This is a genomic window from Pseudomonas sp. Tri1 (genome assembly GCF_017968885.1).
In the GTDB taxonomy this organism is placed as follows: Bacteria; Pseudomonadota; Gammaproteobacteria; order Pseudomonadales; family Pseudomonadaceae; genus Aquipseudomonas.
In genome coordinates, this window is sequence record NZ_CP072913.1 from 3,679,160 (window position 1) to 3,702,624 (window position 23,465).

Consider the following 23,465-nt stretch of genomic DNA (forward strand, 5'->3'; position numbering starts at 1 on the left):
GAGCTTGCTCGCGATGGCGGTGCATCAGTCGCCAGCAATGCTGATTGAGCCGACGCTATCGCGAGCAAGCTCGCTCCCACAGGGTTCAAGCCTCATATCCGATAGGATTATTGAGCACGCCTGGGTTTGGCATATGATGCCCGCCATCCACCTCCCCGCCGCCGAACCCGGACAGGAGTACAGATGCTGCTCAAACACAAAATCGTCGCCCTCGGGATTCTGCCCCTGGTCCTGGCGATTGCTGTGATCTGCGCCTTGGTGATCTCACTCAATCGCCAGTTGGGCGATCAACAGGCGCAATTGATCGAAGACAGCATCCTGGCGAGCAAACGCGCCGAGTTGAAAAACTATGTCGAGATGGCGCAGAGCCTGATCGCCCCGCTGTACAACGACGGCTTGGGCGACGAACGCGCGCAGCAGCAGGTCCTGGAGGAGCTGCGCAAGCTCAGCTTCGGCATCAACGGCTATTTTTTCGTGTACGACCGCCAGGGCCGCAGCCTGATGCACGCCCGTCAATCGGAGCTGGTGGGGCAATATCTCTGGGACATGAAGGATCCCCACGGCCTGCCGGTGATCCAGGCGCTGCTCAAGAGTGCCGAATCCGGCGAAGGTTTCCAGCGTTATGCCTGGAACAAGCCCTCCTCCGGCCAGGTCACCGACAAACTCGCCTACGTGGTGATGCTCGATCGCTGGGGCTGGATGCTTGGCACCGGGATTTACCTGGAGGATGTCGAGCGCGCCACCCAGCAGGCCCGCGACGAGGTGGCCCAGGGCATCCACACCACCATGCAAGCCATCGCCGCCATCGCCTTAGTGGCGGTGCTGCTGGTGTTTGCCGGCGGCATGACCCTCAACGTCAGCGAACACCGCCTGGCCGACAAAAAGCTGCAGCGGTTGAACCAACGCATTGTCAGCCTGCAGGAGGAGGAGCGTTCACGGGTGTCTCGCGAGCTTCACGACGGCATCAGCCAGTTGCTGGTATCGATAAAATTCCAGTTCGAACTGGCCAGTCATGTGCTGGAAAATGGTCAGGAAAACGGCCTGGGTATCCTGAAAAACGCGACAGACCGCCTGGGCGAAGCCATCGGCGAGATCCGCAGCATTTCCCACGACCTGCGCTCTTCGTTGCTCGACACCCTGGGCCTGCCCGCCGCCATCGGCCAACTCGCGGCTGAGTTCCAGCAACGCAGCGGGCTTGAAGTGTCCTACAGGAGCAATGAATTCGATTGTCGGCTGGAAAATGGTGCACCGGTTTCGCTGTTCCGCATTGCCCAGGAAGCCCTGACCAATATCGAACGTCACGCCGGCGCGAAAAGCGTCGGCATTACCTTGTTCGGCTCCGGCCAGTCCTTGCGCCTGACGGTGGTGGACGACGGAATGGGCTTTAACGTCCCACAGGTCGAACGTGGCCATTCCGGCATCGGCCTGCGCAATATCCGCGAACGGGTCGAGCATTTTGGCGGACGGCTGGAAGTGACGTCAGTACCAGGGCGAAGCGAACTGGACATTTTGCTGCCCATGAACCTGTCGGCGACAGAAAGCTGATGCGCGCCCATTCCAACAAGAGCACCTGCCGATGAACCTCCCCCCTGCAATCCGCGTCGCGCTGGTCGACGACCATTCCCTGGTGCGCGATGGCATCAGGGCCCTGCTGTCCGTGATGCCCAGACTGGAGGTGGTCGGCGAAGCCGAGAACGGTGCGCAAGCGATCGAAATGGTCGGTCGCTGCCAACCGGACCTGCTGCTGATGGACATCAGCCTCAAGGACATGAACGGGCTTGAACTGACCCGCTTGCTGGGCAAGCAATACCCCAGCCTGAAGATCCTCATCCTCAGCATGTACGACAATTACGAGTACGTCAGCGAGTCCGTGCGATCCGGCGCCAGCGGTTATGTGCTCAAGAATGCGCCGTCGCGGGAGATCATCGCGGCCATCGAAGCCATCATCAGCGGCGGCACCTTCTACAGCGCCGAGATCGCCCAGCGCCTCGCCACCGACCAAAACACCGATAACGAGCTGACGCCGCGCGAAAGCCAGGTGTTGTACAAAATGGTCCAGGGGCTGAACAACAAGGAAATGGCCCGGGAACTGGACATCAGCGTGCGGACCGTCGAAACCCACCGCCTGAGCATCCGACGCAAGCTCAACATCGACAAACCCGCGGCGCTGGTGAAATACGCGATCGACCACGGAATCATTTCGCGTTGATATAGAAACCTGCTGTGGCGAGCAAGCTCCCTCGCCACAGGGGCCTGCGTCGCCGCTTATTTCGCAAACAGCTGGCTCATATCCTTGAACGCCTTGAATTCCAGCGCATTGCCACAAGGATCGAACAAAAACATCGTCGCCTGTTCGCCAACCTGGCCCTGGAAGCGGATATAGGGCTCGATCACGAACTCTGTGCCAAAGGACTTCAAGCGCTCGGCCAGGGCCTCCCATTCGGCCCAGCCCAGCACCACGCCAAAGTGCGGAACAGGAACGTCGTGGCCATCGACCGGGTTACTGTGCACGCTTTCCTGGGACGCCGTCTTCGGCTGTTCATGGATCACCAACTGATGACCGTAGAAATTGAAATCGACCCATTGCGCACTCGAACGACCTTCCGGCAGGCCGAACACATCAGCGTAAAAAGTACGCGCAGCGGCGAGGTCATAAACGGGAATAGCCAAGTGAAAGGGTGAAAGACTCATCAGGGCACCGGTCGCTTACGGAAAAGAGAGACAAAGCCTAACGTCACGCTCAAAACAATAAAATCAATATAAATTACTAAGAAACACAATTATTCTTTGTGAATGATCAAAGAACTGAAAACCCTTGTCGCCGTTGCCCGCGAAGGCACCTTCGCCGCTGCCGGCCATCGTATCGGCCTCACCCAGGCAGCCGTGAGCGCCCAAATGCAACGCCTTGAGGCCGAACTGGGCTTCGAGATCTTCGAGCGCAAGGGACGCTCGGCCCACCTGAACCGCAAGGGCCATCAGATCCTGGTGCAAGCCCAGGAACTGCTGCGCCAGTACGACAACCTGGGCTCTTCCAGCCTCGACACGCCGGCCAGCGTGCTGATGAACATCGGCGCCATTGCCTCAGTCCAGCGCTCATTTCTGCCGGCCGCCTTGGCGCGGTTCCACCGCCAAAGCCCGCAATGCCGCACGCGGGTGATTCCCGGTCTGTCGATCGAGCTGATCAACCTGGTGGACGCCGGCGAGATCGACCTTGCAGCCATCATCCGCCCGCCCTTCTCGCTGCAGAGCGATCTGCGCTGGAGCACCCTGATCCAGGAACCCTACCGCTTGATCGTCCCCCGCGATGTGCCCGGGGATGATTGGGCCGGATTGCTCGCCAGCCAGCCGTTCATCCGTTATGACCGCTCATCCTTTGGTGGCCGGCAGGTGGACCGCTTCCTGCGCCGAATGCCCATTACCCTGCGGGAGGTCTGCGAGCTGGACGAACTGGACGCGATCATCAAATTGGTGGAAAGGGGCGTCGGCGTTGCCTTGGTTCCCCAGACCGCGGCCCATCAGGACTGGCCTGCTGGAGTCCGGGTCATGGACCTGGGCTCCCACACCTTCCATCGTGATATCGGTCTCGTCCATCGCGCCCCACAAAGCTTGACCGAGCCAGTGCGGTTGCTCGTTGAGTTGCTGACCGAGCAAGCCCGCGACGGCTGACACGTGTGCTGCCCAGCCCTCCCCCGGACATCGATCAATCAAGGTAATAACCGGGTTGATCCAGGTCTGTCAGCAGGTCAGGCCCGCTTGGCGTCCAGCCTAGCAATGCCTGCGTGTGCCGACTGGACACGGCCATGTCCGCAGCGGCCATGTGCGCGAACCAGCCGAAGTGTTCGCGCTCGCGTGACTCCGTCGGCAAGCCCAGGCGACGTCCGAGCGCCTCGGCAATGGTCTTGAACGGTACGGCCTCGTCAGCGACCGCGTGGTACACCGACTGCGTCACGCCTTGTTCGAGCGCCAGGCGGTAGACCTTCGCCGCATCCAGCCGATGCACGCCAGCCCAGCAGTTGCGGCCCTCACCCAGGTAAGCCGAGACGCCCTTCTCACGCGCCAGGCGGATCAGGAGCGGAATAAACCCATAGTCGCCCAAGCCGTGGACCGAAGGTGCCAAGCGCACTGTGGCCACGCGCACACCGCGCTCGGTTAACGTTCGAGCGGCCACTTCGGATTTACGCGCAGACGCAGGGCTGGCCACTTCAAGCTCGACCGCGCCACGGGTCAGGCCTAACAAGCCCGAGGTGACCAGCAGTGGACGTGCAGAGCCTTGCAGCGCACTGCCCAAGGCCTCGATCACACGACGGTCCTGCTCGGCATTTTCGGCGAACCTGGAAAAGTCGTGATTGAACGCCGTATGAATCACCGCGTCCGACGCCAACGCCGCTGTCTGCAAGGCTTCGATGTCATCGAGGGTGGCGCGCAGGACCTTCGCGCCAGTGGCGGCCAGCCTGGCGGCCTTGTCCTCGGAACGGGCCAGCCCTGTGACCTGGTAGCCGGCACCGATCAAATCCTGGACCACCGCCGACCCAACCCAACCTGTGGCGCCGGTAACGAATACGTGCATGTGCAACGCTCCTACTCTGGAAAAAACTGAGATCGCGAACCTCTATAGCCTATGGACGGCTCAAGATTTGTATTGAACTTGTACCGCTTTCCCATCGGCTCGCCCCGTCAACAGCAACAAGGCCACCCCAAAGGACAGTGCGACAACCACGGCGCCGCCAAGATAAACAGCATCGATGCCCCAGCCACTGGCCAATACGCCGGCCAGCGGGCTGGTGATGCCCAGCGAGATATCAAGAAATGCAACATAGGCGCCCATGGCCAGGCTGCGGGTTTGCGCCGAAGCGCGCCGCACCGCTTCCACCCCGAAGCCTGGGAACGCGAGCGAATAGCCGAACCCGGTCAATGCGGCCCCCAGGTAGGCGACGAGCGCGGTGTCGGCTGCCCAGATCAGTAGCAAGCCGATCGCCTCGATGACGACACAGACCAACGCCACCTGCGCGCCACCCAGTTTGTCTGGAAGGTGCCCGAACACCAGGCGAGCACCAATGAACGCCAGGCCAAACGCGGTGAAGGCCAGCGAGGAATTGCCCCAGCCCCTGCTGGCGAACAACAGTGCGATGAACGCGGTAACGACCCCAAACCCGACACTGCAGAACGCCAGCCCCATGCCAGGGGCCCATACAGTGCCCAGCACTTTGTAGAAAGGTGTGCGCCGGGTCGCCGTGGGGGCGACAGCGGCGACATTGGCAACGACCATCAGTGCCAGCAACGGGATGAATACCGAGCTCACGGCAATGCCTGTGAATCCCCACAGGGCATTCAGGAAAACGCCGGCCGGCGCACCCAAGGCAAAAGCGCCATACATGGCGATGCCATTCCAGGCCATGACCTTGCCTGCATGTTGCGGCCCGACCAAGCCAATGCCCCAGCCCAGTGCGCCGGTGACGATCAAGCTTTCGCCCATAGCCAGAATGACTCGGCCCAAGAGCAGCAGCCAGACTGAAACCACCGGCACATCGACGAACGCCAGGGAAGCCAGGTACACCAGGCCGGAACAGGCCGCCGTCACCAAGCCGGCAATCACCGCACGCTGGGTGCCGCGGATATCCGCGAAGTTGCCGGCCCAGGATCGCGACAGCAGCGCTGCGGCAAATTGCGCACCCACCACCAGGCCTATCACCAGCGTGCCCATGCCCAACGTGTCGTGCAGATGCAAGGGCAAGACGGGCAGTTGCATGCCTATTGTCAGGAAGCCGATGAACACCGTCAGGGCCAGTGGAAGCAGCTTGAACACCGGATTGGCGCCGTCGTTTCCATAGGTCGCCGAAGAAGCAGGATGCGTATGTTTGTGAGTCATGAGAGTCATACCAAGGGAAGTCGTTGAATGCCGTTTGGGGGACGACTAAAATGCGATCAATTCGTCGCATTCAGAATACGAATACTTCGTCGCGTTTTCTATTCGCATTCCCCCTACAAGGTCCATCCCTCCATGTCCGAGCGCTCAGGCCCACAGATTTCCTCGAGAAAACAACCCCGGCAGGCACGCTCGACCGAACTGGTTTCAGCCGTTCTACAAGCCGCTGTTCAGGTTTTGGCAACGCAAGGCGCACCACGATTCACCATGGCGCGCGTGGCCGAGCGAGCTGGCGTGAGCGTCGGTTCGGTGTATCAGTACTTTCCGAACAAAGCGGCGATCCTGTTCCGCCTGCAAAGTGATGAATGGCGCCAGACGTGCGACATGCTGCGCAATATCCTTCAAGACCATGGCAAATCGCCCTTCGAACGGCTGCGCACACTCGTGCATGCGTTTATCCAATCGGAATGCGATGAGGCGCTGATCCGCGTCGCGCTCAACGACGCCGCGCCGCTTTACCGTGACGCTCCCGAGGCGCAGGAGGCCAGGGCTTCGACGGAACAGGCGATGGAGCTCTTCATGCAAGAGGTGCTGCCCAAGGCAGCGGCGCAACACCGAGCACTGGCCGCCGACTTGATCACCACGACGCTCAGTGCCGGCGGCAAACAGTTTTCGGCTACGCCTCGCTCATCTGCGCAAATTGAACAATATGCGCAGGCAATGGCCGATATGTTCTGTGCGTATCTGGCCAGTCTTGAACAGCCTCAAGCCTCATCGCCTATGGCTTGATCGGGGTGAGGATGCTCGCTCAGGACTCAACTTCAGTCTGCCTGTCGAACCGATGTGGCAAACCATCCGCCACCGTCCGGTTCCGCCCTGCTCGCTTGGCCTGGTAGAGCAAGGTATCGACACGTTTGTACAGCCCCTGCCAGGTTTCCTCGGGGCCGAGACTGCCGACGCCAAAGCTCGCGGTGACCGGCCCCACAGCGTCCAACGTGATGCAACCACCGTGCTCGATGGCCATTCTCAAGCGTTCCGCGCACTCATGGGCTTCCCGGGCATCGGTGTCCGGCAAGAGCACGGCGAACTCCTCGCCGCCGAGTCGACCGACGATGTCTCGTTTGCGCGCCGAAGCACGCAGCAGTTGCCCAACCTCGCGCAGGACGTTATCGCCCACGTCATGACCGTGGGTGTCGTTGATGTTCTTGAAATTGTCGATGTCACACAGTGCAAGCGACGTCGTGCCACGCCGATTCCTCCTCAGCAGCATCGACACCTGGTCCTCGAAGCCGCGCCGGTTCAAGACGCCGGTCAACGGGTCGAAATCGCGCTCGCGCCGCAAGTCATCGATCACATCGGCAATGGCAGCGGCGAGAATCGCAAAGGCCAACGCAATGCCGAGCACAGCCAGGGACAGTTGGAGGGCCTGCCAGAACACCGAGTTGGCGAAAGTAACCCGGTCGACAGGGCTCGAAAGCCCGGCGGTCAACAAGGTCCGCGGAAAGAAATGCAAGGCGAAGATCAGCAACACCCAGAACAGCGCCTTGTCGACGAGTCGGCCGCGCACCAGCAGTCTGAGCTTGAGCGCAGCCACCAGCAGAATCGCGCCATAACCGAAGTTCTGGATGTAGATACGCGCAAGGAGGCTTCGGTCAATATAAAAGAACCAGGCCAACGCCAGCGTAATGAGGCACACCACCGCAACATCCAGCCGCCAACCGAAGCGTTTCTGCGAGCGCAGCAAAATGCCTTCGGCCGCCGCCAGGACCGCCGAGGTATACAGTGCGCCGGATACAACGGCATTGGGCCCGATCCCGGGTGGCAAGCCGAAAATCTGAGAGAGCGCGCCACACGTGAACAGGCCACAGCCGCCGGCCAGGAGCAGCAGATAGTCGCGTTTTTTGTCAATAAGCCACGCGCAGACGAATGCGCCCCCGAAGACCGACAAGATCCCCGGGACCATCAACATAAGTGTAATTCTGACGACTGATCCGTCCATTGGAACTGGCTCTCGCCGATCAAAGTGTGCAATTGGCCATGATGACAGAGCTGCGGGAAGGAAACCTGTGAAGTTTGATGAACTCGCTCCTGGCGGCGAGCTCCACGACCGCCCGTGACAGCCTGCGAACACTTTTACTACACTGGCCCGCCTTGTCCCCTTCCCTTGCGAGACGTCCCCTCCATGAAAATCATAATAAGCACGATGACGATCTGTGGCCTGCTGGCGCTCTGCGGCAACGCCTTGGCGGAACCTGCGCCCTCGCATCTGGACCAGGTGCTGCAACGCGGCGAACTGAAGGTCTGCACTACTGGCGACTACAAGCCCTATACCTATAAAGCTGAAACCGGCGAATACGAAGGCATCGATATCGACATGGCGCGCTCGCTGGCCACCAGCCTGGGCGTCAAGGTGCAATGGGTGCAGACCACCTGGAAAACCCTGATGCCGGACCTGTTGGCGGAAAAATGCGACATCGCCATGGGTGGTATTTCAGTGACCCTGGAGCGCCAGAAGAAAGCCTACTTCAGCACCACCCTGGACGTGGATGGCAAGATCCCGCTGGTACGTTGCGAAGACCAGGCGCGCTACCAGACCATCGAACAAATCAACCAACCTTCGGTGCGCCTGGTGGAACCGGCCGGCGGCACCAACGAAGCTTTCGTCCGGGCCTTCCTGCCCAAGGGCCAGCTCAACTTCCACGACAATGTGACCATCTTCCAGGAGCTGCTGGACAAGAAAGCCGACGTGATGATCACTGATGCATCGGAAGCGCTCTACCAGCAAAAACTCAAACCCGGCCTGTGCGCCGTCAACCCGAGCCGCTACCTGCAATATGGCGAGAAGGCCTACCTGCTGCCACGGGACGACACCACTTGGAAAATGTACGTCGATCAGTGGCTGCACCTGAGCAAGGCAAACGGCAGTTATCAGAAGGTCATTGGGCAGTGGTTGGCGGTTCCGGGCGCTCAGTAACCGTTCGAGAAGAAACACAAATCCCTGTGGGAGCGAGCTTGCTCGCGATGGCGTCAGTTCAGCAGCATCGATGCTGACTGAAACACCGCCATCGCGAGCAAGCTCGCTCCCACAGGTTGAACTGCTTGAGGTCTGATTCAGCGTCAGACCTTGATTATCGACACTTCAACTCACTGCGCCGCCCGCACCTTGGCGATTTCGGCGTACATCATCTTCACCAGCTCGCCATCCAGGGACTTGGCGAACTTGTCGATCACCGGCTGTACCCGCTCGCGAAAACGATCTTTCTCCGCCGGGGTGATTTCGTTGACGGTCATCGCGCCGGCCAGGGTGGCTTTGGCCTTGTCCATGCTCGCCGCGGTGACTTCACGCTGGAATTGTTGCGCCTCGGTTGCCGCCTGGCGAATCATCGCTTTTTCATCGTCGTTGAGGCGATTCCAGGTTTTCTGGCTGATGATCAACGACTGCGGATTGAAGATGTGTCCCGTCACGGAAAGGTACTTCTGCACCTCGTAGAACTTGTTGCCTTCAATCACCGTGAAAGGGTTTTCCTGGCCGTCGATGGTGTGCTGCTCAAGGCCCGTATAGACCTCGGGGAACGCCATCGGCACCGGGTTGGCCCCCAGGGCGGAGAAAGTTTCCAGGTAGATCGGCGACTGGATGACGCGAATCTTCAAGCCTTGCATGTCCTCGAGCTTGGTCACCGGATGCTTGCTGTTGGTCAGGTTGCGAAAGCCCAGGTCCCAATAACCCAGGCCCACCAAGCCTTTGCTATCCAGCTGTGCCGCCAGTTTCTGGCCGACCGGCCCATCGATCACCGCATGGGCTTCTTCAGCGTTATTGAACAAAAAGGGGAAGTCGAGCATTGCATAGTCCGGTGCCTGGGCCGCCAGGATGCCGGAGTTCAGTACAGTGATATCCAGCGTGCCGCCTTGCAGGGCTGACACCGTTTGCACGTCGCCGCCCAAGGTACCGCCGGGGAACAGGCGGACCTTGATCTTGCCGCCGCTCTTCTCGCTGAGCAGGTCGGCGAACTTCTGCGCGCCCTGCCCTTGTGGATGCTCCTTGACGTTCTGGAACGCGAATCGCAGGGTACGTTCGCGGATTTCATCGGCGTGACTGGCCACGCTCCCCAGCAGCAACCCCGTTGCACACGCCCCAGCCAACAGGGTTTTCATCAGTTTTCGCATATCACTCTCCGATCATTATTGTTTTTCAAGTCGAGCTACTACGCTTGCACCGGCATCAGCCGGTGAAGAATTTCAATGGCCCCATGACCAGTTGCGGGAACAGCACCAACAGCAACAGCACTACAAACTGCGCCAGCATGAATGGCCACACGCCGCGGACGATTTCCTCGAAGTCCAGCTTGGCCACCCCACACACCACATTGAGCACCGTACCCACGGGCGGAGTGATCAGGCCGATAGCGGTGTTGATCAGAAACAGCACGCCGAAGTACACCGGGTCGATACCCGCCTGGATGACCGCAGGCATCAATACCGGAGTGAGAATAAGAATGGTCGGGGTCATGTCCATCACCGTTCCGACCAGGATGATCAGCACCATCATCACCAGCAGCAAAAGGGTCTGGTTGTCCATGAAGGGCGCCAGCAATTCGGCCAACTGGCCGGGCAGGTCCGCGATGGTCACCAGCCACGATGAAACCATGGCCGCCGCCACCAGCAGCATCACCACCGAGGTGGTCTTGGCCGAGGACAGGATCACTTCATACAGCTGGCTGACTTTCATTTCCCGGTAGATCACCAGGGATACGAACAACGAATAGACCGCCGCGACCACCGCTGCTTCCGTGGGAGTAAAGATGCCGAATTTAAGCCCCAGGATGATGATCAAGGGCAGGCCCATCGCCCAACTGCCGTCGAGCAACGTGCGCAACACTTCGGCGCGGGAACGCTTGGGCGGCGTCTCGACGTTCTCGCTGCGAGAGATGTACCACCAGGCCAAGGCCAGCGAGGCACCCAGCATCAACCCCGGCACGATCCCGGCGAGGAACAGCTTGGAAATCGACACACCGGAAGCCACGCCAAAGACAATGAAGCCGATGCTCGGCGGAATGACCGGTGCGATGATACTACCGGCGGCGATCAGCCCCGCCGAGCGCCCCCGGTTGTGTCCGGCCAGCACCATCATGGGCACCAGCAACGCCGCCAGTGCCGCGGCATCGGCCACGGCCGAGCCGGAGAGCGACGCCAGCAGGCAGGACGCAATGATGGCCACGTAACCGAGACCGCCACGCTTGTGCCCCACCAGAGCCATGGCAATGTTGACGATGCGCTTGGACAGGCCGCCGACATTCATGATTTCGCCGGCCAACATGAAAAACGGTACCGCCATCAACGGAAAGCTGTCGGCGCCATTGAGCAGGTTCTGGGCGATGATTTGTGCGTCAAACAGATCCAGATAAAACATCAGCGCCACGCTGACCACCAGCAAGGCGAACGCAATGGGTATGCCCAGCGCCATGCTGCCCATCAACGACCCGAGGAAAATAACCAGCGTCATGGACGAGTACTCTTGATGGAGTTATGGGCGATCACCTCGGCGGCGTCGTTGTCCTGGACCATGACCAGTTCGTCATCCCCCAGCTTGCCGGACAGCGCCAGATAGAGTTCGTAGATCAGGATCGGCGCGGCGCTGGCGCCGAACACCAGGCCGGCGGCGTAGAACAGGGCCATTGACAGGCCTGAGGCTGGCGCGACCACCTTCAGGTTGATCAACGCCTGCTGCCAACTGCCACTGAAGATCAGCCAGCAGATGTACAACATCAGTAGATGTCCGATGACCAGGCACCCGCGCTTGCCGGCCGGCGGCAAGCGCTTGACCAGGCTGTCCATCCCCAGATGAGCGCGGTCCTTGAGCGCTACCAGCGCACCGAGAAAAATCATCCAGACGAAAAACCAGCGCGACAGCTCTTCCGACACACTGATGCCGGAGTTGAAGGCATAGCGCAGTACCACATTGCCAAATACCAGCACGATCATGGCGATCATGCACAGCACGATCAGTAGCTTCAGCAGCTTGAAATACAGATCAACGACTTTTGCCATCTTGAAGACCTCTCGGATTGTCGAGTGCCGGGTTCCAACCGGCGCGAGTAAACGGCAACGGTGGCCGCTATCGAATCCGAATAGAGGTATTGCGAGAGGCTCCAGGCCGGGAGCAACAGATCGAGGGAAAGGCGTTGGGCGTTTGCAGATAGGTGCGCATGAGGTATTCCTCTGTTTTTTATTATGGTCTTGGCAATGCGTCGCAAGACGTATGGCAGCTAAAATGTACCAACCGGTTAGTTCGGTCAATATCCCCGAGGCTAACGTATGACAAAGCGTGCGATTATCGGCTACAGGGGCGATAGGACTTTGAGCGGAATTCTGGCGATGCAAGAAGGCGCTACCATCACTTGTTCTAATTAAGAACCATGCTGCTTATAAGCCCGAACAATGTGCATAACCGTAGAGTTTTTTTAAATAAAAACTCAAATTAAATTGAACTTTCACATAGTTGTAAGACTTGGCACCCAAGTACTAAGGCATGACCAGAGCATGACAATATCCAGGCGTCATTCTAATGGCTAGCTAATTTCCTACATAAACATTGGCGCCACCTGTCAAAAAAATGTCGCCACTCCCCACAACCTGGAAAAAACGTCCAACCTCAACTCAAAAAAAACTAAAAATCCTTATTAATCAAAGAGTAATAAAATATAAAAATCGCCTAAACACTCCTCTCTCTCGCCATTAACAAGTTCTTAAAAAAAATATTATTTAAACTTCACATATAAAACTTTGCAGCAACGATCTTTGATGTTATTAATTTGACGGATCAGATCGCAAGATGCCACTACGTCACTTTCTGTGCATGTAGCCGTTTTTGCCTGATATCGGATCCAATCAACTTAACCGCTTGCTTGCCCAACACATTATTTGTGCTTGGACGGCTGTTGTGCGGCGCAGAAAACTGCGCGAGGAAGGGCGTCATCGCTATTCAAGACTCACGGATCAAGGTCCTCTCGATCTTCGGTACCCGTCCAGAAGCCATCAAGATGGCGCCTTTGGTCAAGGCCCTTGCAGCCGAACCCGGCATTGAGTCCTTGATCTGTGTCACCGGCCAGCATCAAAGCATGCTCAAGCAGGTGCTGGATCTGTTCGATCTCAAGGCTGATTTCACCCTTGACGTGATGACGCCGCACCAGACGCTCAACTCCCTGACCGCTGCGTTGTACAGCGCCATCGACCCGGTACTGGAGCAGACTCGGCCGGATCGGGTACTGGTCCATGGTGATACCACTTCGGCCATGGTGGCTTCGATGGCAGCGTTCCATCGGCGTATCCCCGTGGGTCATGTGGAGGCCGGGTTGCGCACCGGTGATATCTACAGCCCATGGCCGGAAGAAATGAACCGTCGTTGCATCGACCTCAGTGCCGACCTGCTGTTTGCACCTACCGGGCAATCGCGCGACAACCTGCTCAATGAACGCCTGCAGGGTCGCTGTCTGGTGACGGGCAACACCGTCATCGACGCACTGCAAATGACCGCCCGACGCATCGATGAAGATGCACAACTGCGTGGCGAGCTGGACCAACAATTCCCGTTCCTGCAAACCGGGCGCAAGCTGCTGCTGGTAACCGGTCACCGCCGGGAAAACTTCGGCGAGGGCTTCCTGGACATCTGCAAGGCCCTGCGCCACCTGGCCCAGCGTACGGATATCCAGATCGTCTACCCAGTACACCTCAACCCCAACGTGCTGGGGCCGGTGACCGAGCAACTGGGCGACCTGCTCAACGTACACCTGATCAAGCCTCTGGATTACCTGGCCTTCGTGCGCCTGATGCAACACGCCCACGTCATCCTCACCGACTCTGGCGGTGTGCAGGAAGAAGCGCCGTCCCTGGGCAAGCCCGTGCTGGTGATGCGCGACGTCACCGAACGCCCCGAAGCCGTAGCCGCGGGCACCGTGCGCCTGGTGGGCACTTCCCCAGCCTCGATCATCGCCGGTGTGGACGCACTGTTCGACGATGGTGCTTTGTGGCGTCGTGCTTCCCAGGCCGCCAACCCTTATGGCGATGGCAAGGCCAGCCAACGCATCGTCGATACCCTGATGGGCCGCCCTGTCAGCGATTTTTCCGTGGGCCAGGCACATTCGTTCCAGGCGTTGGCGCACGCGCCAATGTCCGCGCCCCACGAGTTGCTCGCCGATTTCACCTCATAACCGCTACCCACCCTTATCAGATCGAGATTTGCCTGAATGAAGCCTTCCGTTGCCATCCCTACGGGCGCGCTCAGCGCCCTTGCCTGTGGCCTGAGCCTGCTCGCGCTCATGCCAACCTTTGCCCTGGCTGCGGATAGCCCGCTCACCCAGGCAATCCATCGACTCAACGCCGACACCCGCCAGGAGCGTGAGATTCGCTTGAGCGACCTGGGCATCACTGCGCCGATCCTGCTTGGCGCCAGCGACGCTCGACGCGAACTGTATTTACCGGTCCCAGCCGGCGTGACCCTTGACGATGCGACGCTGCAACTGGACGCCAGCTATCTCAACGGCGAAGGCGGCCGCAACACCATGCTGCTGTCGCTCGATGGGTATCCGGTACGAGCCGAGGGGCTCAGCGAGGCGCAGGGCGATGCCAGCCTCAAGCTGGGCGTAGACAAGGCTGCACGTGACAACGGCCTGGTGCGCCTGGGCATTGCCTGGTCCTCGGTCGTCCCCCGGCCATTGTGCGAAGACGATCGGGTCATCGGCAACGTGTTGCGCATTCAACCCGATACGCGCCTGAACTACAGCTACGACGCCAGCCAATTGCAGGATGTCGGCACCGCCTGGACGACACTGCCCACCAACCCCGGCATCCTCGTCGCGCCAGGCTCGTTGTCGGCCGGCAGCTATGATGCCGCCTGGCGATTGGGCGTGGCCTTGGAACGCATCGGCAAACACAGCCGTATCCTGCCCTTCCCTGCCGTGCAGGACAGTGTCGACCTGAGCGGTCTGCGCGTCCCCGCCGAGCTGTTGAACATTCCAGCCTTCGCCAGCCTCAACGGCAAAGGCCCGCATACCCTGGCCAACGCCGCCGAAATCGGCGCCCTGCTGATGCTCGGCCAGGCGCCAAACGTACAGGCCGACCTGGCCATCAACGACCCACAACTGCTCAAGGCCATCAACCAATCGCTGGATGCCTTGCAGAGCCAGGTCCAGAGCGTCGACGCAACAGCGGCCAGTGCATTGACCCAATGGCGCGATCAGCACGTCAACGTCGCCCTGGCCAGCGCCGGCACGGATAACGTGCGCCTGGCCCTGCTGGGCACGCGCCCGGTGCTGGTCATCGCCCCGGATGCGACCGGCAAAGCCTTGTCCTTACTCGGTTCGGCGTGGAACAAACTGGCGCGCAGCCGCCAATTGACCGTGACCGAAGCGCAAACGCCGTTGAGCGACGATGGTCGCGTGGCGCTGGCGCGTTTGGGCGGCGCCTCTGGCACATTCGACGTAGCCTCGCGCTTCGACTGGAGCACCTCGTTTCCCCTGGGCAGCGTGGCGTATGACGGCCGCCTGCCTGTGACCGCGGTGGTGGATGTATCCGCAGCGCCAGGTGCTTCGCACACCCCGCCCGTGGCCTCGCTGTACTTCAATGATTTCCTGATCGGTGCGCAACAGTTGACCACCGACGGTGAGCCGCAACGCATCCAGGCGCATATCCCCCGCTACGCCCTGGGCTCGAAAAACGTCTTGCGCGTCTCGTTCCAACGCCAGCCGGTCAGCGACCGTTGCCTGGAGACGCCGCAGGCCTTCCCGGTAGCGGTCCTGCCAACCAGCCATATCGTGCTGGACAAAACCTCGCTGGATGACGATTTCGCCAGCATGGCTGCACGCTTCGCCGTCGACACTCAGGTGCTCGTTCCCCAGGCCTACCTTGACCATCCGGCCAGCAGCCTGGCCCAAGTGATTTCGGTGGCCGATGCGGCCGGTGTCTCGCCGCTGCGCGCGCAGTTGAAGGTCAGCGCCGATCCAAAAGCCGTCGTCAGCCCGGACAAGGCTTTCCTGGCTTTCGAGCTGCCCCTCAAGGACGCCAAGGAAGCGGTCCAGGTCGACGAGCAGGGTCACCTGCGTATCAACCATAAAGACCAGGTGATGCTGGATGTGCAGCGCCTCAACCAACTGGCTTCACTGCAAGTGGTGCAGACCTCGGGCCAGCACGGCCTGGTCTATCGGACCCTGGGCAGCCAGCCACCGGGCCTGGCCAAGCCGGTTGTGCTGACGCGTGGCGACGTGGCGATTCTGGGCGACAGCGGTGCCGTGGCAATCTTCGATACCCAGGACCCCAGCGGCAGCCAGTTGATCGGCCAGGAAGAACCCAAGGGCCTGGATGCCTGGCGTAAACCTTCACTGCTCTGGCTGATTCCAGGTGGCATTGCCTTGTTCCTTATCTTGTTGCTGGCTGGCCGTATCGCCCGTCGCAATCGCCAGTAACGGTAACCTTCGATGACGTCGCTTTATTGGCCCTATTGGCTGGCCCATTACTATAACTACCTGGAAGCCGCGACCATTGTGGTCGCGGTACTGATCCTGATCTCCAGCCTGGACGATCTGATCATTGACCTGTGGTACTGGTCTCGCCGCCTGTACCGCAAGTTCACCGTGGACCGCAAATACCGGCCGCTGACCGTCGAACAACTGTTGGCCCGGGACGAGCAGCCCTTGGCGATCATGGTGCCTGCCTGGCTGGAATACGACGTCATCGCGCCGATGATCGAAAACATGGTCTCGACGCTCGACTACCAGAACTATGTGGTCTTCGTCGGCACTTATATCAACGACCAGCGCACCATTGACGAAGTCGAGCGGATGCGTCGGCGCTACAAACAGCTGCACCGCGTGGAAGTCCCCCATGCCGGGCCGACCTGCAAGGCCGACTGTTTGAACTGGGTGATCCAGGCGATTTTCCTGCACGAGAAGACCCATGGCATGACCTTCGCCGGCGTCGTGTTGCACGACAGCGAAGACGTGCTCCACCCGTTGGAACTGCGCCTGTTCAACTACCTGTTGCCGCGCAAGGACATGATCCAGTTGCCGGTGGTGTCGTTGGAGCGCAACTGGTACGAATGGGTGGCGGGCGTCTACATGGACGAGTTTGCCGAATGGCACGGCAAGGACCTGGTGGTGCGTGAAAGCATGACCGACACCGTGCCCTCGGCCGGCGTCGGCACCTGCTTTTCTCATCGTGCCTTGCGGGTACTGGCTGGCGAAACTGAAAACCAGCCGTTCAACACCGACAGCCTCACCGAGGACTACGACGTCGGCGCGCGGCTGGCCAAGGTTGGCATGAACGCGATCTTCGTGCGTTTCCCGGTGCAATTCCGGGTGCTGCGCAAATCCTGGTTCCGCAAACCCTATGAATCGACCCTGACGATGCCGTTATGCGTGCGGGAGTTTTTCCCCGATACCTTCCGCACCGCATTTCGACAAAAGGCACGCTGGACCCTTGGCATCGGCCTGCAAGGTTGGGAACAGATGGGATGGAATGGCTCGCTGGCCAATCGATACCTGCTGTTTCGCGACCGCAAGGGTGTCGTGACTGCGTTCATCAGCATCATTGCCTACGTGATCCTCGTGCAGCTACTGGGCCTGATTATCCTGCGCAACAGTGGCTTGTGGAACGTCAGCTTCCCAACGCCCTTTGAAACCAATGGCGTGATCAAATACCTGTTGCTGGCCAACGGCGTCGCCCTGGCCTGGCGCATCCTGCACCGCTATTACTTCACCACCGTGCTGTACGGCTGGCAGCACGGTTTGCTGTCGATCCCGCGCATGTTGGTGGGCAACTTCGTCAACTTCATGGCTGCCTCCAGGGCCTGGCGCATGTTTCTGGTGGGCAAGGTGATGAACCGCAAGCTGGTCTGGGACAAGACCATGCACGACTTCCCTTCCACCGACCTGGTTGCCACCGCTCCGCGTCGCCTGGGCAGTGTGTTGCTGTCCTGGCAGGCCATTACCGACACCCACCTGCAAAGCGCCCTCGACGAACAGCAGTCGCGCAACGTGCCGCTGGGTCGGATCTTGCTCAATAACGGCTGGCTGGACGATGAAACCCTGGCCGAAGCCATCGCGTTCCAGAATGACCTGCCTCGGGTCTTCGACGTGGCCGAAAAAGCCGCAGCCTCAAGCTCGTCACTGGACAGCGAATTTGCCTTGCGCTGGCGGGCCATTCCCTTGGGACGCAATGGTGAAGGCCGTGAACAGATCGCCGTCGCCAACCCGCTTTCCGACGAAGGCTTGCAGCAGGTCAGCGCCGAATTGGGCAGCGAGCCGGTGCAACTGATCGCCCGGGAAAGCGAAATTCTCGCATTGTTGCGCCAACTGCCGGAACGCAACGGCCACGCCGTACCCAATGCCAGCGCACCACTGCTGGGTGACTTGCTGATTGAAATGGGCCTGCTCGATCGCGACCAGTTCAGCCGCGCCATGTTGCAGTATCGGCCGCAGCACCATGGCCGGATTGGCGATTACCTGGTCGACAGCGGCGTGCTGCCCCGGGCCACTATCGAACAAGTGGTGGCGCGTCAGCACAGCCTCTACCCAATGGAGCTCCCGGCATGAACCGCCCCCTTCTGACCCTCTTGGCCACGGGGCTGAGCCTGATCCCGGTGCTTGCGCCGGCCGAGACGTTGCCCCTGCCATTGACCGGTCCGGCCTACACCGCCGCCAACGAAGCCTACAGTGCCTACGAGCGCAAGGATTACGACCTGGCCATCGCCAAGGCCCGCGAAGCCCTGCGCCAGCGCGCCGACGTGACACGCCTGAACACGCTGATCGAGTTGGCCGAACGGGACAAGAAACTACGCGATCAACCCCAGACCGCTACGTCATCGCGCGCCGCCTCGCCGGCACCGGGCTTCGTTGCTGCGTCCCAGGGGTTCAAAGCCTATGATCGCGAACAATTCGACCTGGCCGCGCAATCGGCCCGCAAGGCCATCGCTCAGGCCCCCCGTCGTCGCGAGTATCGATTGCTGCTGATCGATTCCTTGCAGCGCCAGCAACACTTGGAAGAAGCCGACCAGGCCACCACCGATGCCCTGCAAGCCTTCGCCAGCGACAAGACGCTGTTGATGCGTCGCGCGGCGATTCGCCGTCAATTGGCGGTACCGTTGGCGACCCAGGGCTACCGCGCCCTGGAGCAAGGCAATACGGCCCTGGCCGTGGACCAGGCGCGCAAAGCCGTGGCCTGGGCTGCGGAAGTTCCCGCCAACCAGCAACTGCTCATCAGCGCCCTGCTCGCGGCCAAGGATTACCCCGCTGCCGAACAAGCCGCTTCGAACGCACTGGCGCTGGACGACAGCAAGACCGCTCCGTGGATCCTGCGCAGCTATGCTCGCGAGCGTCAGGGCAAGACGCAGGCGGCCCAGGTCGACCTGAACCGTGCCCAGACCCTTGCCGGCGTATCGGCCAGCGAAATTCGCGACATCCGTCTCTTTTCCGTCGATGCCGCGCTGGCCCGAGGCGAGCCTGAGCAGGCGCTGGGGCAATTGCAAACCCTGGGCAGCGACGACAGTGATGAAGTCACCCGTCGACAAGCCGTCGCCCACAGGGCGCTGCGAAAGAAAACCCAAGGCGTGAACACCCTGGTCCAGTTTCCGCCACCGCCCCTGGAATGTCAGGAAAGCAGCTTCGGCCTGACCTGTTCCATCTGGCCGGGTAGCACCCATGATGCTGGCACAGCCCTGGCCTCCCAGGCCTATGCCGCCCTCGCCCGCAAAGATCCGGCAACCGCGGTCGCCCTGACCAACCAGGCCATTGCCCGTGCGCCGCAGAACCCGTCCTATCGGCATCTGCTGGTCAGCGCCCTGACGGACCAGAAGCGCCTACCGCAAGCCATCGCAGCGGCCAGTGAAGGCCTGCAAACCCATGGCGATGACGCCCGGCTATTAGTCATGCGTGGACGCCTGCGTCAGCAGTCCGGGGACGATGCCGGTGCCCGGGAAGACTTTTCCCGCGCCTTGGCACTGGGCAGCTTGCCGGCCTACGAAGAGGCCGGTCTGTATGCCGCCATCGGCCAGCGCCGCACCGCCCGCGAACGTCTGCAAGAAGCGCGCACCAGTGGTGAGCTGGCATCGGTGAGTGACTTGCAGCTCGCCTATCTCTCGATGCAGGCCGGCGACGACGAAGCCGCCCACGCGGCCTTCCGCAAGGCCGACGCCACCACACCACTGCCCCCGTCAGCGGCCCAGGATGCGGCCTACAACGCCATGCGAGTCAACGAGGACGACGAAGCCGTGGCCTATTTCAAGCGCGTGATCGATGGGCAAAAAAACGCGGAAACGCCCATGTCCGCGCAACAGTTGTTCGATACCCGTCGTGCCGTGGGTGACGTTTCGCGCTCCATGGGTCTGATCAGCACCACCAGCTATCGCGGTTCCAGTGGCCTGAGCGGAGCGCCGAGCACCAATAGCAGCGGCGGCAACGAGAGCAACGACCTGCTGCAAAACAGCACCGAACTATCCTGGCGTCCGTTGGGTTATCGCAACGCCCGTTTTGTCGAACTCTACGGGCGCATCACCGACACCTTGTGGAGCAAGAACAGCGACTCGGACACCGGCGCCGATGCCTTGCAAGGTGCCGTCGGCATACGGGTCAAGCCCTTTAGCTCCGTCAACATCATGGCCGCCCTTGAACGGACCTTCCCTCTCGGGTCTTCCGATGTCGACGGCGACTGGCTGGTGCGCCTGGGCTACGGTTCGAGCATTGGCACCGACCTGCGGGTTGACGTGCCGAGCTGGTGGACCTCGCAGTTGTATGCCGAGGTTGGCCATTACATCAACGACTCGCGAGACTACTTCAACAGCGAATGGCAAGTGGGGCGCAGCTATGCGATTGGCGGCACCGGCTCGCGCTGGGTGACCTTCCCCCATATCGTGGCGGCGATCGACTACGATTCGAAGATGAAGAGCGGCTCCAACGGCGATTTTTCGTCCGGTGATGCCGGAGGAATCGGGGTCGGGAACAACGTGCGCTATTGGTTCCGCGAAGACGCCTACAACGCCCCACGCTCCTACGTGGACTTTTCCCTGCAGTACCGGGCCAGAGTGTTTGGCGAGGACCGCGCCAAAGGCGTGTTCGCCCGCCTGACCTACTCCTATTGAGGACGTTGACGTGATATTCGCTGCACGGGTACGAAAAGCGGCTCGCCTGGTCGAGTCACGACTACACTGCATCCAGAAGGGGCTTGTTTGAAAAGCTTCGCCAACGCAGTCAAACACAAGGTCGTCGCGGCGCTGTTACTGGTCGCGGCCATCGGCCTCGGTACAGGGACGTACTACACAATGACCACCACCGCAGCTCCGAACATCGTCGGCATCGTCTGGCAGCCGGACAACCAGACCGTCGGCATCAACGGTACCTGGGAAAAACTGGGGGTGCACGAGCTGCTGGTGCAATGGACGGTGGTGGACGATCAGGCCTTCGTGCCCGACACCGGCTTGACCAGCGTACCGGTATTGCCGGACTGGGCGCGCATCGCCAAGGCGCCTTGGGCCCAGGATGTCATCCTCGGGCTGGCCGGCTATTTCAGCGAAAACCGCACCCGGGACAACATCGAGCAACTGGCTGCGCTGTCGGAACGCATCGCCGGGTTGCCAACGCCGCTGCATGTCACTGGCTGGTACTTTCCCGCCGAAGTCGATCCCAGTTGGGCGCGTGCCTCCGAGCTGCCGGCTTTGCTGGCCAAACTGCCACGCCCGCTATGGATCAGTGTCTATGACGGCGCCAATATCGGCCCTGCCGCCACCGCTGATTGGCTCAAGCAGTGGTTGCCGAATGACATCGGGGTGTTTTTCCAGGACGGCGTAGGCGTCTATGCCCGCACCGCCCCGGTGGCCCGTAACTACGCCGACGCCTTGCGAGATCGGCTGGGCAAGGATCGCGTGCGGATCATCGTCGAAGCCTTCCGGCCTAAATACGGTGGTGGCTTCCGCTCAGCCACCGTGGCCGAGCTCACGCCGCAGTTGGCAGCCTATGCCGGCTATCCGCTCTACCTGTTCGACGGGCCGCATTACATGACGCCCGCGTTGGTGGAGCAGTTGAAACAATCCCTGGCCACCCCTTGATCAAGGCTTGATGTTTTTCAGCTCATTGAGCAGAACCAGCAGTTGCTGCATTTTTTCTTCGCCGAACTGCTCCTCAATCCGCCGATAGTTGCTTTCCATTCCCTCACTCATCGACACAAAGCATTGCTGGCCGCGTTCGGTCAGGCCGACGAAGACCCGACGCTGATCCTGGCTCGACTTCTGCCGCCGCACCAGGCCATCGCGCTCCAGCCGGCTGAGCACACCGGTCATGCTCGGTTTGAGTATGCAGGCCTGGTGAGCCAGCTGGTGGCTTTCCAGCTCCCCCTGCTGATGCAGAATGCGGATCACCCGCCATTGCTGTTCCGTGAGGTCATGCTGGTTCAACGCCGGGCGAAAAAACGCCATGGCAGCTTCGCGGGCTTGCAGCAGGGTCAAGGTCAATGAAGGTCTGGGGGTGGCCATGTTCGGACTGTCTGGATGAGCGAGTCGGCAGCTTAGTGTCACCATCACACCGCTGCAAGAGCAACCGTGGCGAGGGGGTTTAGCGCAACCCCGATTGCCGCTGACGATACTCCCCAGGAGTGAGTTGGGCGTAGCGCTGGAAAAACCGGCTGAAATAAGCCGGATCCTTGAACCCGAGCTGGTAGCAGATTTCATTGGCTGAACTGCCGGTGAACAACAGCAGTCGCTTGGCCTCCTGCATCAGCCGCTCCATGATCAACCGCTTGGAAGGCAGGTCGGCAATACGTCGGCAGACATCATTAAGGCGCGCCTCGGTGACGCCGATGCCCTCGGCGTAACGCGACAACGGCCAATGTTGCAGGTAATGGGCCTCGATCAGCTCGTTGAAACGGTGAAAGATCTTCAGGTCTTCATGCCGGGCCGGCCTGGCCTCCAGGGAATTGGAGCTCAAGCGCAGCAGGCTGATCATGATCAGCCGCGTCAAAGCGTCCAGTGCCGCGCTATGCCCCGGGCGCCCGGCCGTCACCTCCTCGCTCAATTCCTCGAACAGGTATTCCAACCGCCGCACCTCCCCTGCCTGCCCAGGCCCCAATTGCGCCAGCGCAACGCAGGTTGCCGGCAGTTGCACACCGGCTGGCGCCAGGCTTGGATCGGAGTCGATCAACTGCCACACCAGTTGCTGGCGCACCGTCAGCACATGCCCGTCACTGTCGGCCTCGGTCACGAAGGAATGGGGGATGGTCGGCGGCGTGAGAAAGAACATCGGCCCCGACTCGACGTACTGCTGATCGTCCAGATACACCCGCACAGTACCGCTCTTGACGTAGTGCACCTGAAAGAACCGATCGTGGCGATGCACCGGCATGTTACGGCCGAAGAACCCCGCCAGGTTGGCGAGCCGGTCGTAATGCACCTGCGCGTCGCTATAACGCTGGTCGTACACCTGACCAATGTTGATGTTCGGGATCGGCTGGCGGTCGGTCATCACGCAGTACTCGTTTTTATTCTGATTCAGGCACCTGCTCGCGCTCATCCTGCACCCAATTTGGCACGGCAACCAGCGCCCGGCAATTCTGCCACGCTTGACGATAGTTA

Annotated in this window: 19 protein-coding genes; 10 read left to right on the top strand and 9 right to left on the bottom strand. The window is 60.6% G+C overall.

The window, feature by feature from the left end:
• Window positions 1-183: 183 nt before the first annotated feature.
• Window positions 184-1,545 carry a cache domain-containing protein gene (locus tag J9870_RS15625; protein WP_210638910.1) on the top strand — a complete coding sequence of 454 codons (1,362 nt, stop codon included), beginning with the start codon at window positions 184-186 and terminating at the stop codon, window positions 1,543-1,545.
• A gap of 31 nt (window positions 1,546-1,576) precedes the next feature.
• Complete coding sequence (locus tag J9870_RS15630) at window positions 1,577-2,209, top strand: response regulator transcription factor (RefSeq protein ID WP_210638911.1); 633 nt, start codon at window positions 1,577-1,579, stop codon at window positions 2,207-2,209.
• Window positions 2,210-2,265: 56 nt separating this feature from the next.
• Here the strand turns inward: J9870_RS15630 and J9870_RS15635 are convergent, their stop codons facing one another.
• Window positions 2,266-2,691, bottom strand: a complete 426-nt coding sequence (locus J9870_RS15635) for a VOC family protein (protein WP_210638912.1) — start codon at window positions 2,689-2,691, stop codon at window positions 2,266-2,268.
• A 102-nt stretch (window positions 2,692-2,793) separates the two neighbouring features.
• Here J9870_RS15635 and J9870_RS15640 point away from each other — a divergent pair, with 102 nt between their 5' ends.
• Complete coding sequence (locus J9870_RS15640; RefSeq protein WP_210638913.1) at window positions 2,794-3,666, top strand: LysR substrate-binding domain-containing protein; 873 nt, start codon at window positions 2,794-2,796, stop codon at window positions 3,664-3,666.
• A 34-nt stretch (window positions 3,667-3,700) separates the two neighbouring features.
• Here the strand turns inward: J9870_RS15640 and J9870_RS15645 are convergent, their stop codons facing one another.
• A complete protein-coding gene (locus J9870_RS15645; RefSeq protein WP_210638914.1) occupies window positions 3,701-4,567 on the bottom strand; it encodes an SDR family oxidoreductase in 867 nt (288 codons plus the stop codon).
• 60 nt (window positions 4,568-4,627) lie between these two features.
• Window positions 4,628-5,866 (bottom strand): arabinose transporter, encoded by a 1,239-nt coding sequence (locus J9870_RS15650; protein WP_210638915.1) that lies wholly within the window; start codon window positions 5,864-5,866, stop codon window positions 4,628-4,630.
• 132 nt (window positions 5,867-5,998) lie between these two features.
• On the opposite strand from J9870_RS15650, the gene J9870_RS15655 reads away from it, so the two are divergent.
• The gene (locus J9870_RS15655; RefSeq protein WP_210638916.1) at window positions 5,999-6,652 is read left to right on the top strand and encodes a TetR family transcriptional regulator; all 654 of its coding nucleotides are present in this window, start codon (window positions 5,999-6,001) and stop codon (window positions 6,650-6,652) included.
• A 19-nt stretch (window positions 6,653-6,671) separates the two neighbouring features.
• On the opposite strand, the gene J9870_RS15660 is transcribed toward J9870_RS15655, so the two are convergent.
• Window positions 6,672-7,862, bottom strand: a complete 1,191-nt coding sequence (locus J9870_RS15660) for a GGDEF domain-containing protein (protein ID WP_210638917.1) — start codon at window positions 7,860-7,862, stop codon at window positions 6,672-6,674.
• A gap of 183 nt (window positions 7,863-8,045) precedes the next feature.
• Between J9870_RS15660 and J9870_RS15665 the strand changes: the two genes are divergently transcribed.
• Window positions 8,046-8,837, top strand: coding sequence for a transporter substrate-binding domain-containing protein (locus tag J9870_RS15665; RefSeq protein WP_210638918.1), 792 nt, complete (start codon window positions 8,046-8,048; stop codon window positions 8,835-8,837).
• Between the two features lie 170 nt (window positions 8,838-9,007).
• Here the strand turns inward: J9870_RS15665 and J9870_RS15670 are convergent, their stop codons facing one another.
• Genes J9870_RS15670 through J9870_RS15680 form a run of 3 tightly spaced genes read right to left on the bottom strand, consistent with a single transcriptional unit; the run spans window position 9,008 to window position 11,908 of the window.
• Window positions 9,008-10,027, bottom strand: coding sequence for a TRAP transporter substrate-binding protein (locus tag J9870_RS15670; RefSeq protein WP_210638919.1), 1,020 nt, complete (start codon window positions 10,025-10,027; stop codon window positions 9,008-9,010).
• Window positions 10,028-10,082: 55 nt separating this feature from the next.
• Window positions 10,083-11,363, bottom strand: coding sequence for a TRAP transporter large permease subunit (locus J9870_RS15675; protein ID WP_210638920.1), 1,281 nt, complete (start codon window positions 11,361-11,363; stop codon window positions 10,083-10,085).
• Complete coding sequence (locus tag J9870_RS15680; protein ID WP_210638921.1) at window positions 11,360-11,908, bottom strand: TRAP transporter small permease; 549 nt, start codon at window positions 11,906-11,908, stop codon at window positions 11,360-11,362. Before J9870_RS15680 ends, J9870_RS15675 begins: the two co-directional genes overlap by 4 nt.
• A gap of 926 nt (window positions 11,909-12,834) precedes the next feature.
• Between J9870_RS15680 and wecB the strand changes: the two genes are divergently transcribed.
• The 5 genes from wecB (at window position 12,835) to J9870_RS15705 (ending at window position 21,947) form a co-directional block, all read left to right on the top strand.
• Window positions 12,835-14,067 carry a UDP-N-acetylglucosamine 2-epimerase (non-hydrolyzing) gene (gene wecB, locus J9870_RS15685; RefSeq protein ID WP_246883149.1) on the top strand — a complete coding sequence of 411 codons (1,233 nt, stop codon included), beginning with the start codon at window positions 12,835-12,837 and terminating at the stop codon, window positions 14,065-14,067.
• A 36-nt stretch (window positions 14,068-14,103) separates the two neighbouring features.
• Entirely contained in the window at window positions 14,104-16,317 is a 2,214-nt protein-coding gene (locus J9870_RS15690) for a hypothetical protein (protein WP_210638923.1), read from the top strand.
• Window positions 16,318-16,329: 12 nt separating this feature from the next.
• Complete coding sequence (locus J9870_RS15695; protein WP_210638924.1) at window positions 16,330-18,444, top strand: glycosyl transferase family protein; 2,115 nt, start codon at window positions 16,330-16,332, stop codon at window positions 18,442-18,444.
• The gene (locus J9870_RS15700) at window positions 18,441-20,984 is read left to right on the top strand and encodes a bacteriophage N4 adsorption protein A (RefSeq protein WP_210638925.1); all 2,544 of its coding nucleotides are present in this window, start codon (window positions 18,441-18,443) and stop codon (window positions 20,982-20,984) included. Before J9870_RS15695 ends, J9870_RS15700 begins: the two co-directional genes overlap by 4 nt.
• Window positions 20,985-21,164: 180 nt before the next feature.
• Window positions 21,165-21,947 carry a hypothetical protein gene (locus J9870_RS15705; protein ID WP_246883150.1) on the top strand — a complete coding sequence of 261 codons (783 nt, stop codon included), beginning with the start codon at window positions 21,165-21,167 and terminating at the stop codon, window positions 21,945-21,947.
• On the opposite strand, the gene hpaR is transcribed toward J9870_RS15705, so the two are convergent.
• Window positions 21,948-22,370 (bottom strand): homoprotocatechuate degradation operon regulator HpaR, encoded by a 423-nt coding sequence (gene hpaR, locus J9870_RS15710; protein ID WP_210638927.1) that lies wholly within the window; start codon window positions 22,368-22,370, stop codon window positions 21,948-21,950.
• A gap of 79 nt (window positions 22,371-22,449) precedes the next feature.
• Window positions 22,450-23,355, bottom strand: coding sequence for a 4-hydroxyphenylacetate catabolism regulatory protein HpaA (gene hpaA, locus J9870_RS15715; protein ID WP_210638928.1), 906 nt, complete (start codon window positions 23,353-23,355; stop codon window positions 22,450-22,452).
• Between the last annotated feature and the right edge of the window lie 110 nt (window positions 23,356-23,465).

Coding starts and splice junctions, on each gene's coding strand:
- J9870_RS15625 (WP_210638910.1), top strand. CDS start 184: ATGCTGCTCAAACACAAAATCGTCGCCCTCGGGATTCTGCCCCTGGTC.
- J9870_RS15630 (WP_210638911.1), top strand. CDS start 1,577: ATGAACCTCCCCCCTGCAATCCGCGTCGCGCTGGTCGACGACCATTCC.
- J9870_RS15635 (WP_210638912.1), bottom strand. CDS start 2,691: ATGAGTCTTTCACCCTTTCACTTGGCTATTCCCGTTTATGACCTCGCC.
- J9870_RS15640 (WP_210638913.1), top strand. CDS start 2,794: ATGATCAAAGAACTGAAAACCCTTGTCGCCGTTGCCCGCGAAGGCACC.
- J9870_RS15645 (WP_210638914.1), bottom strand. CDS start 4,567: ATGCACGTATTCGTTACCGGCGCCACAGGTTGGGTTGGGTCGGCGGTG.
- J9870_RS15650 (WP_210638915.1), bottom strand. CDS start 5,866: ATGACTCACAAACATACGCATCCTGCTTCTTCGGCGACCTATGGAAAC.
- J9870_RS15655 (WP_210638916.1), top strand. CDS start 5,999: ATGTCCGAGCGCTCAGGCCCACAGATTTCCTCGAGAAAACAACCCCGG.
- J9870_RS15660 (WP_210638917.1), bottom strand. CDS start 7,862: ATGGACGGATCAGTCGTCAGAATTACACTTATGTTGATGGTCCCGGGG.
- J9870_RS15665 (WP_210638918.1), top strand. CDS start 8,046: ATGAAAATCATAATAAGCACGATGACGATCTGTGGCCTGCTGGCGCTC.
- J9870_RS15670 (WP_210638919.1), bottom strand. CDS start 10,027: ATGCGAAAACTGATGAAAACCCTGTTGGCTGGGGCGTGTGCAACGGGG.
- J9870_RS15675 (WP_210638920.1), bottom strand. CDS start 11,363: ATGACGCTGGTTATTTTCCTCGGGTCGTTGATGGGCAGCATGGCGCTG.
- J9870_RS15680 (WP_210638921.1), bottom strand. CDS start 11,908: ATGGCAAAAGTCGTTGATCTGTATTTCAAGCTGCTGAAGCTACTGATC.
- J9870_RS15690 (WP_210638923.1), top strand. CDS start 14,104: ATGAAGCCTTCCGTTGCCATCCCTACGGGCGCGCTCAGCGCCCTTGCC.
- J9870_RS15695 (WP_210638924.1), top strand. CDS start 16,330: ATGACGTCGCTTTATTGGCCCTATTGGCTGGCCCATTACTATAACTAC.
- J9870_RS15700 (WP_210638925.1), top strand. CDS start 18,441: ATGAACCGCCCCCTTCTGACCCTCTTGGCCACGGGGCTGAGCCTGATC.
- J9870_RS15705 (WP_246883150.1), top strand. CDS start 21,165: ATGACCACCACCGCAGCTCCGAACATCGTCGGCATCGTCTGGCAGCCG.
- hpaR (WP_210638927.1), bottom strand. CDS start 22,370: ATGGCCACCCCCAGACCTTCATTGACCTTGACCCTGCTGCAAGCCCGC.
- hpaA (WP_210638928.1), bottom strand. CDS start 23,355: ATGACCGACCGCCAGCCGATCCCGAACATCAACATTGGTCAGGTGTAC.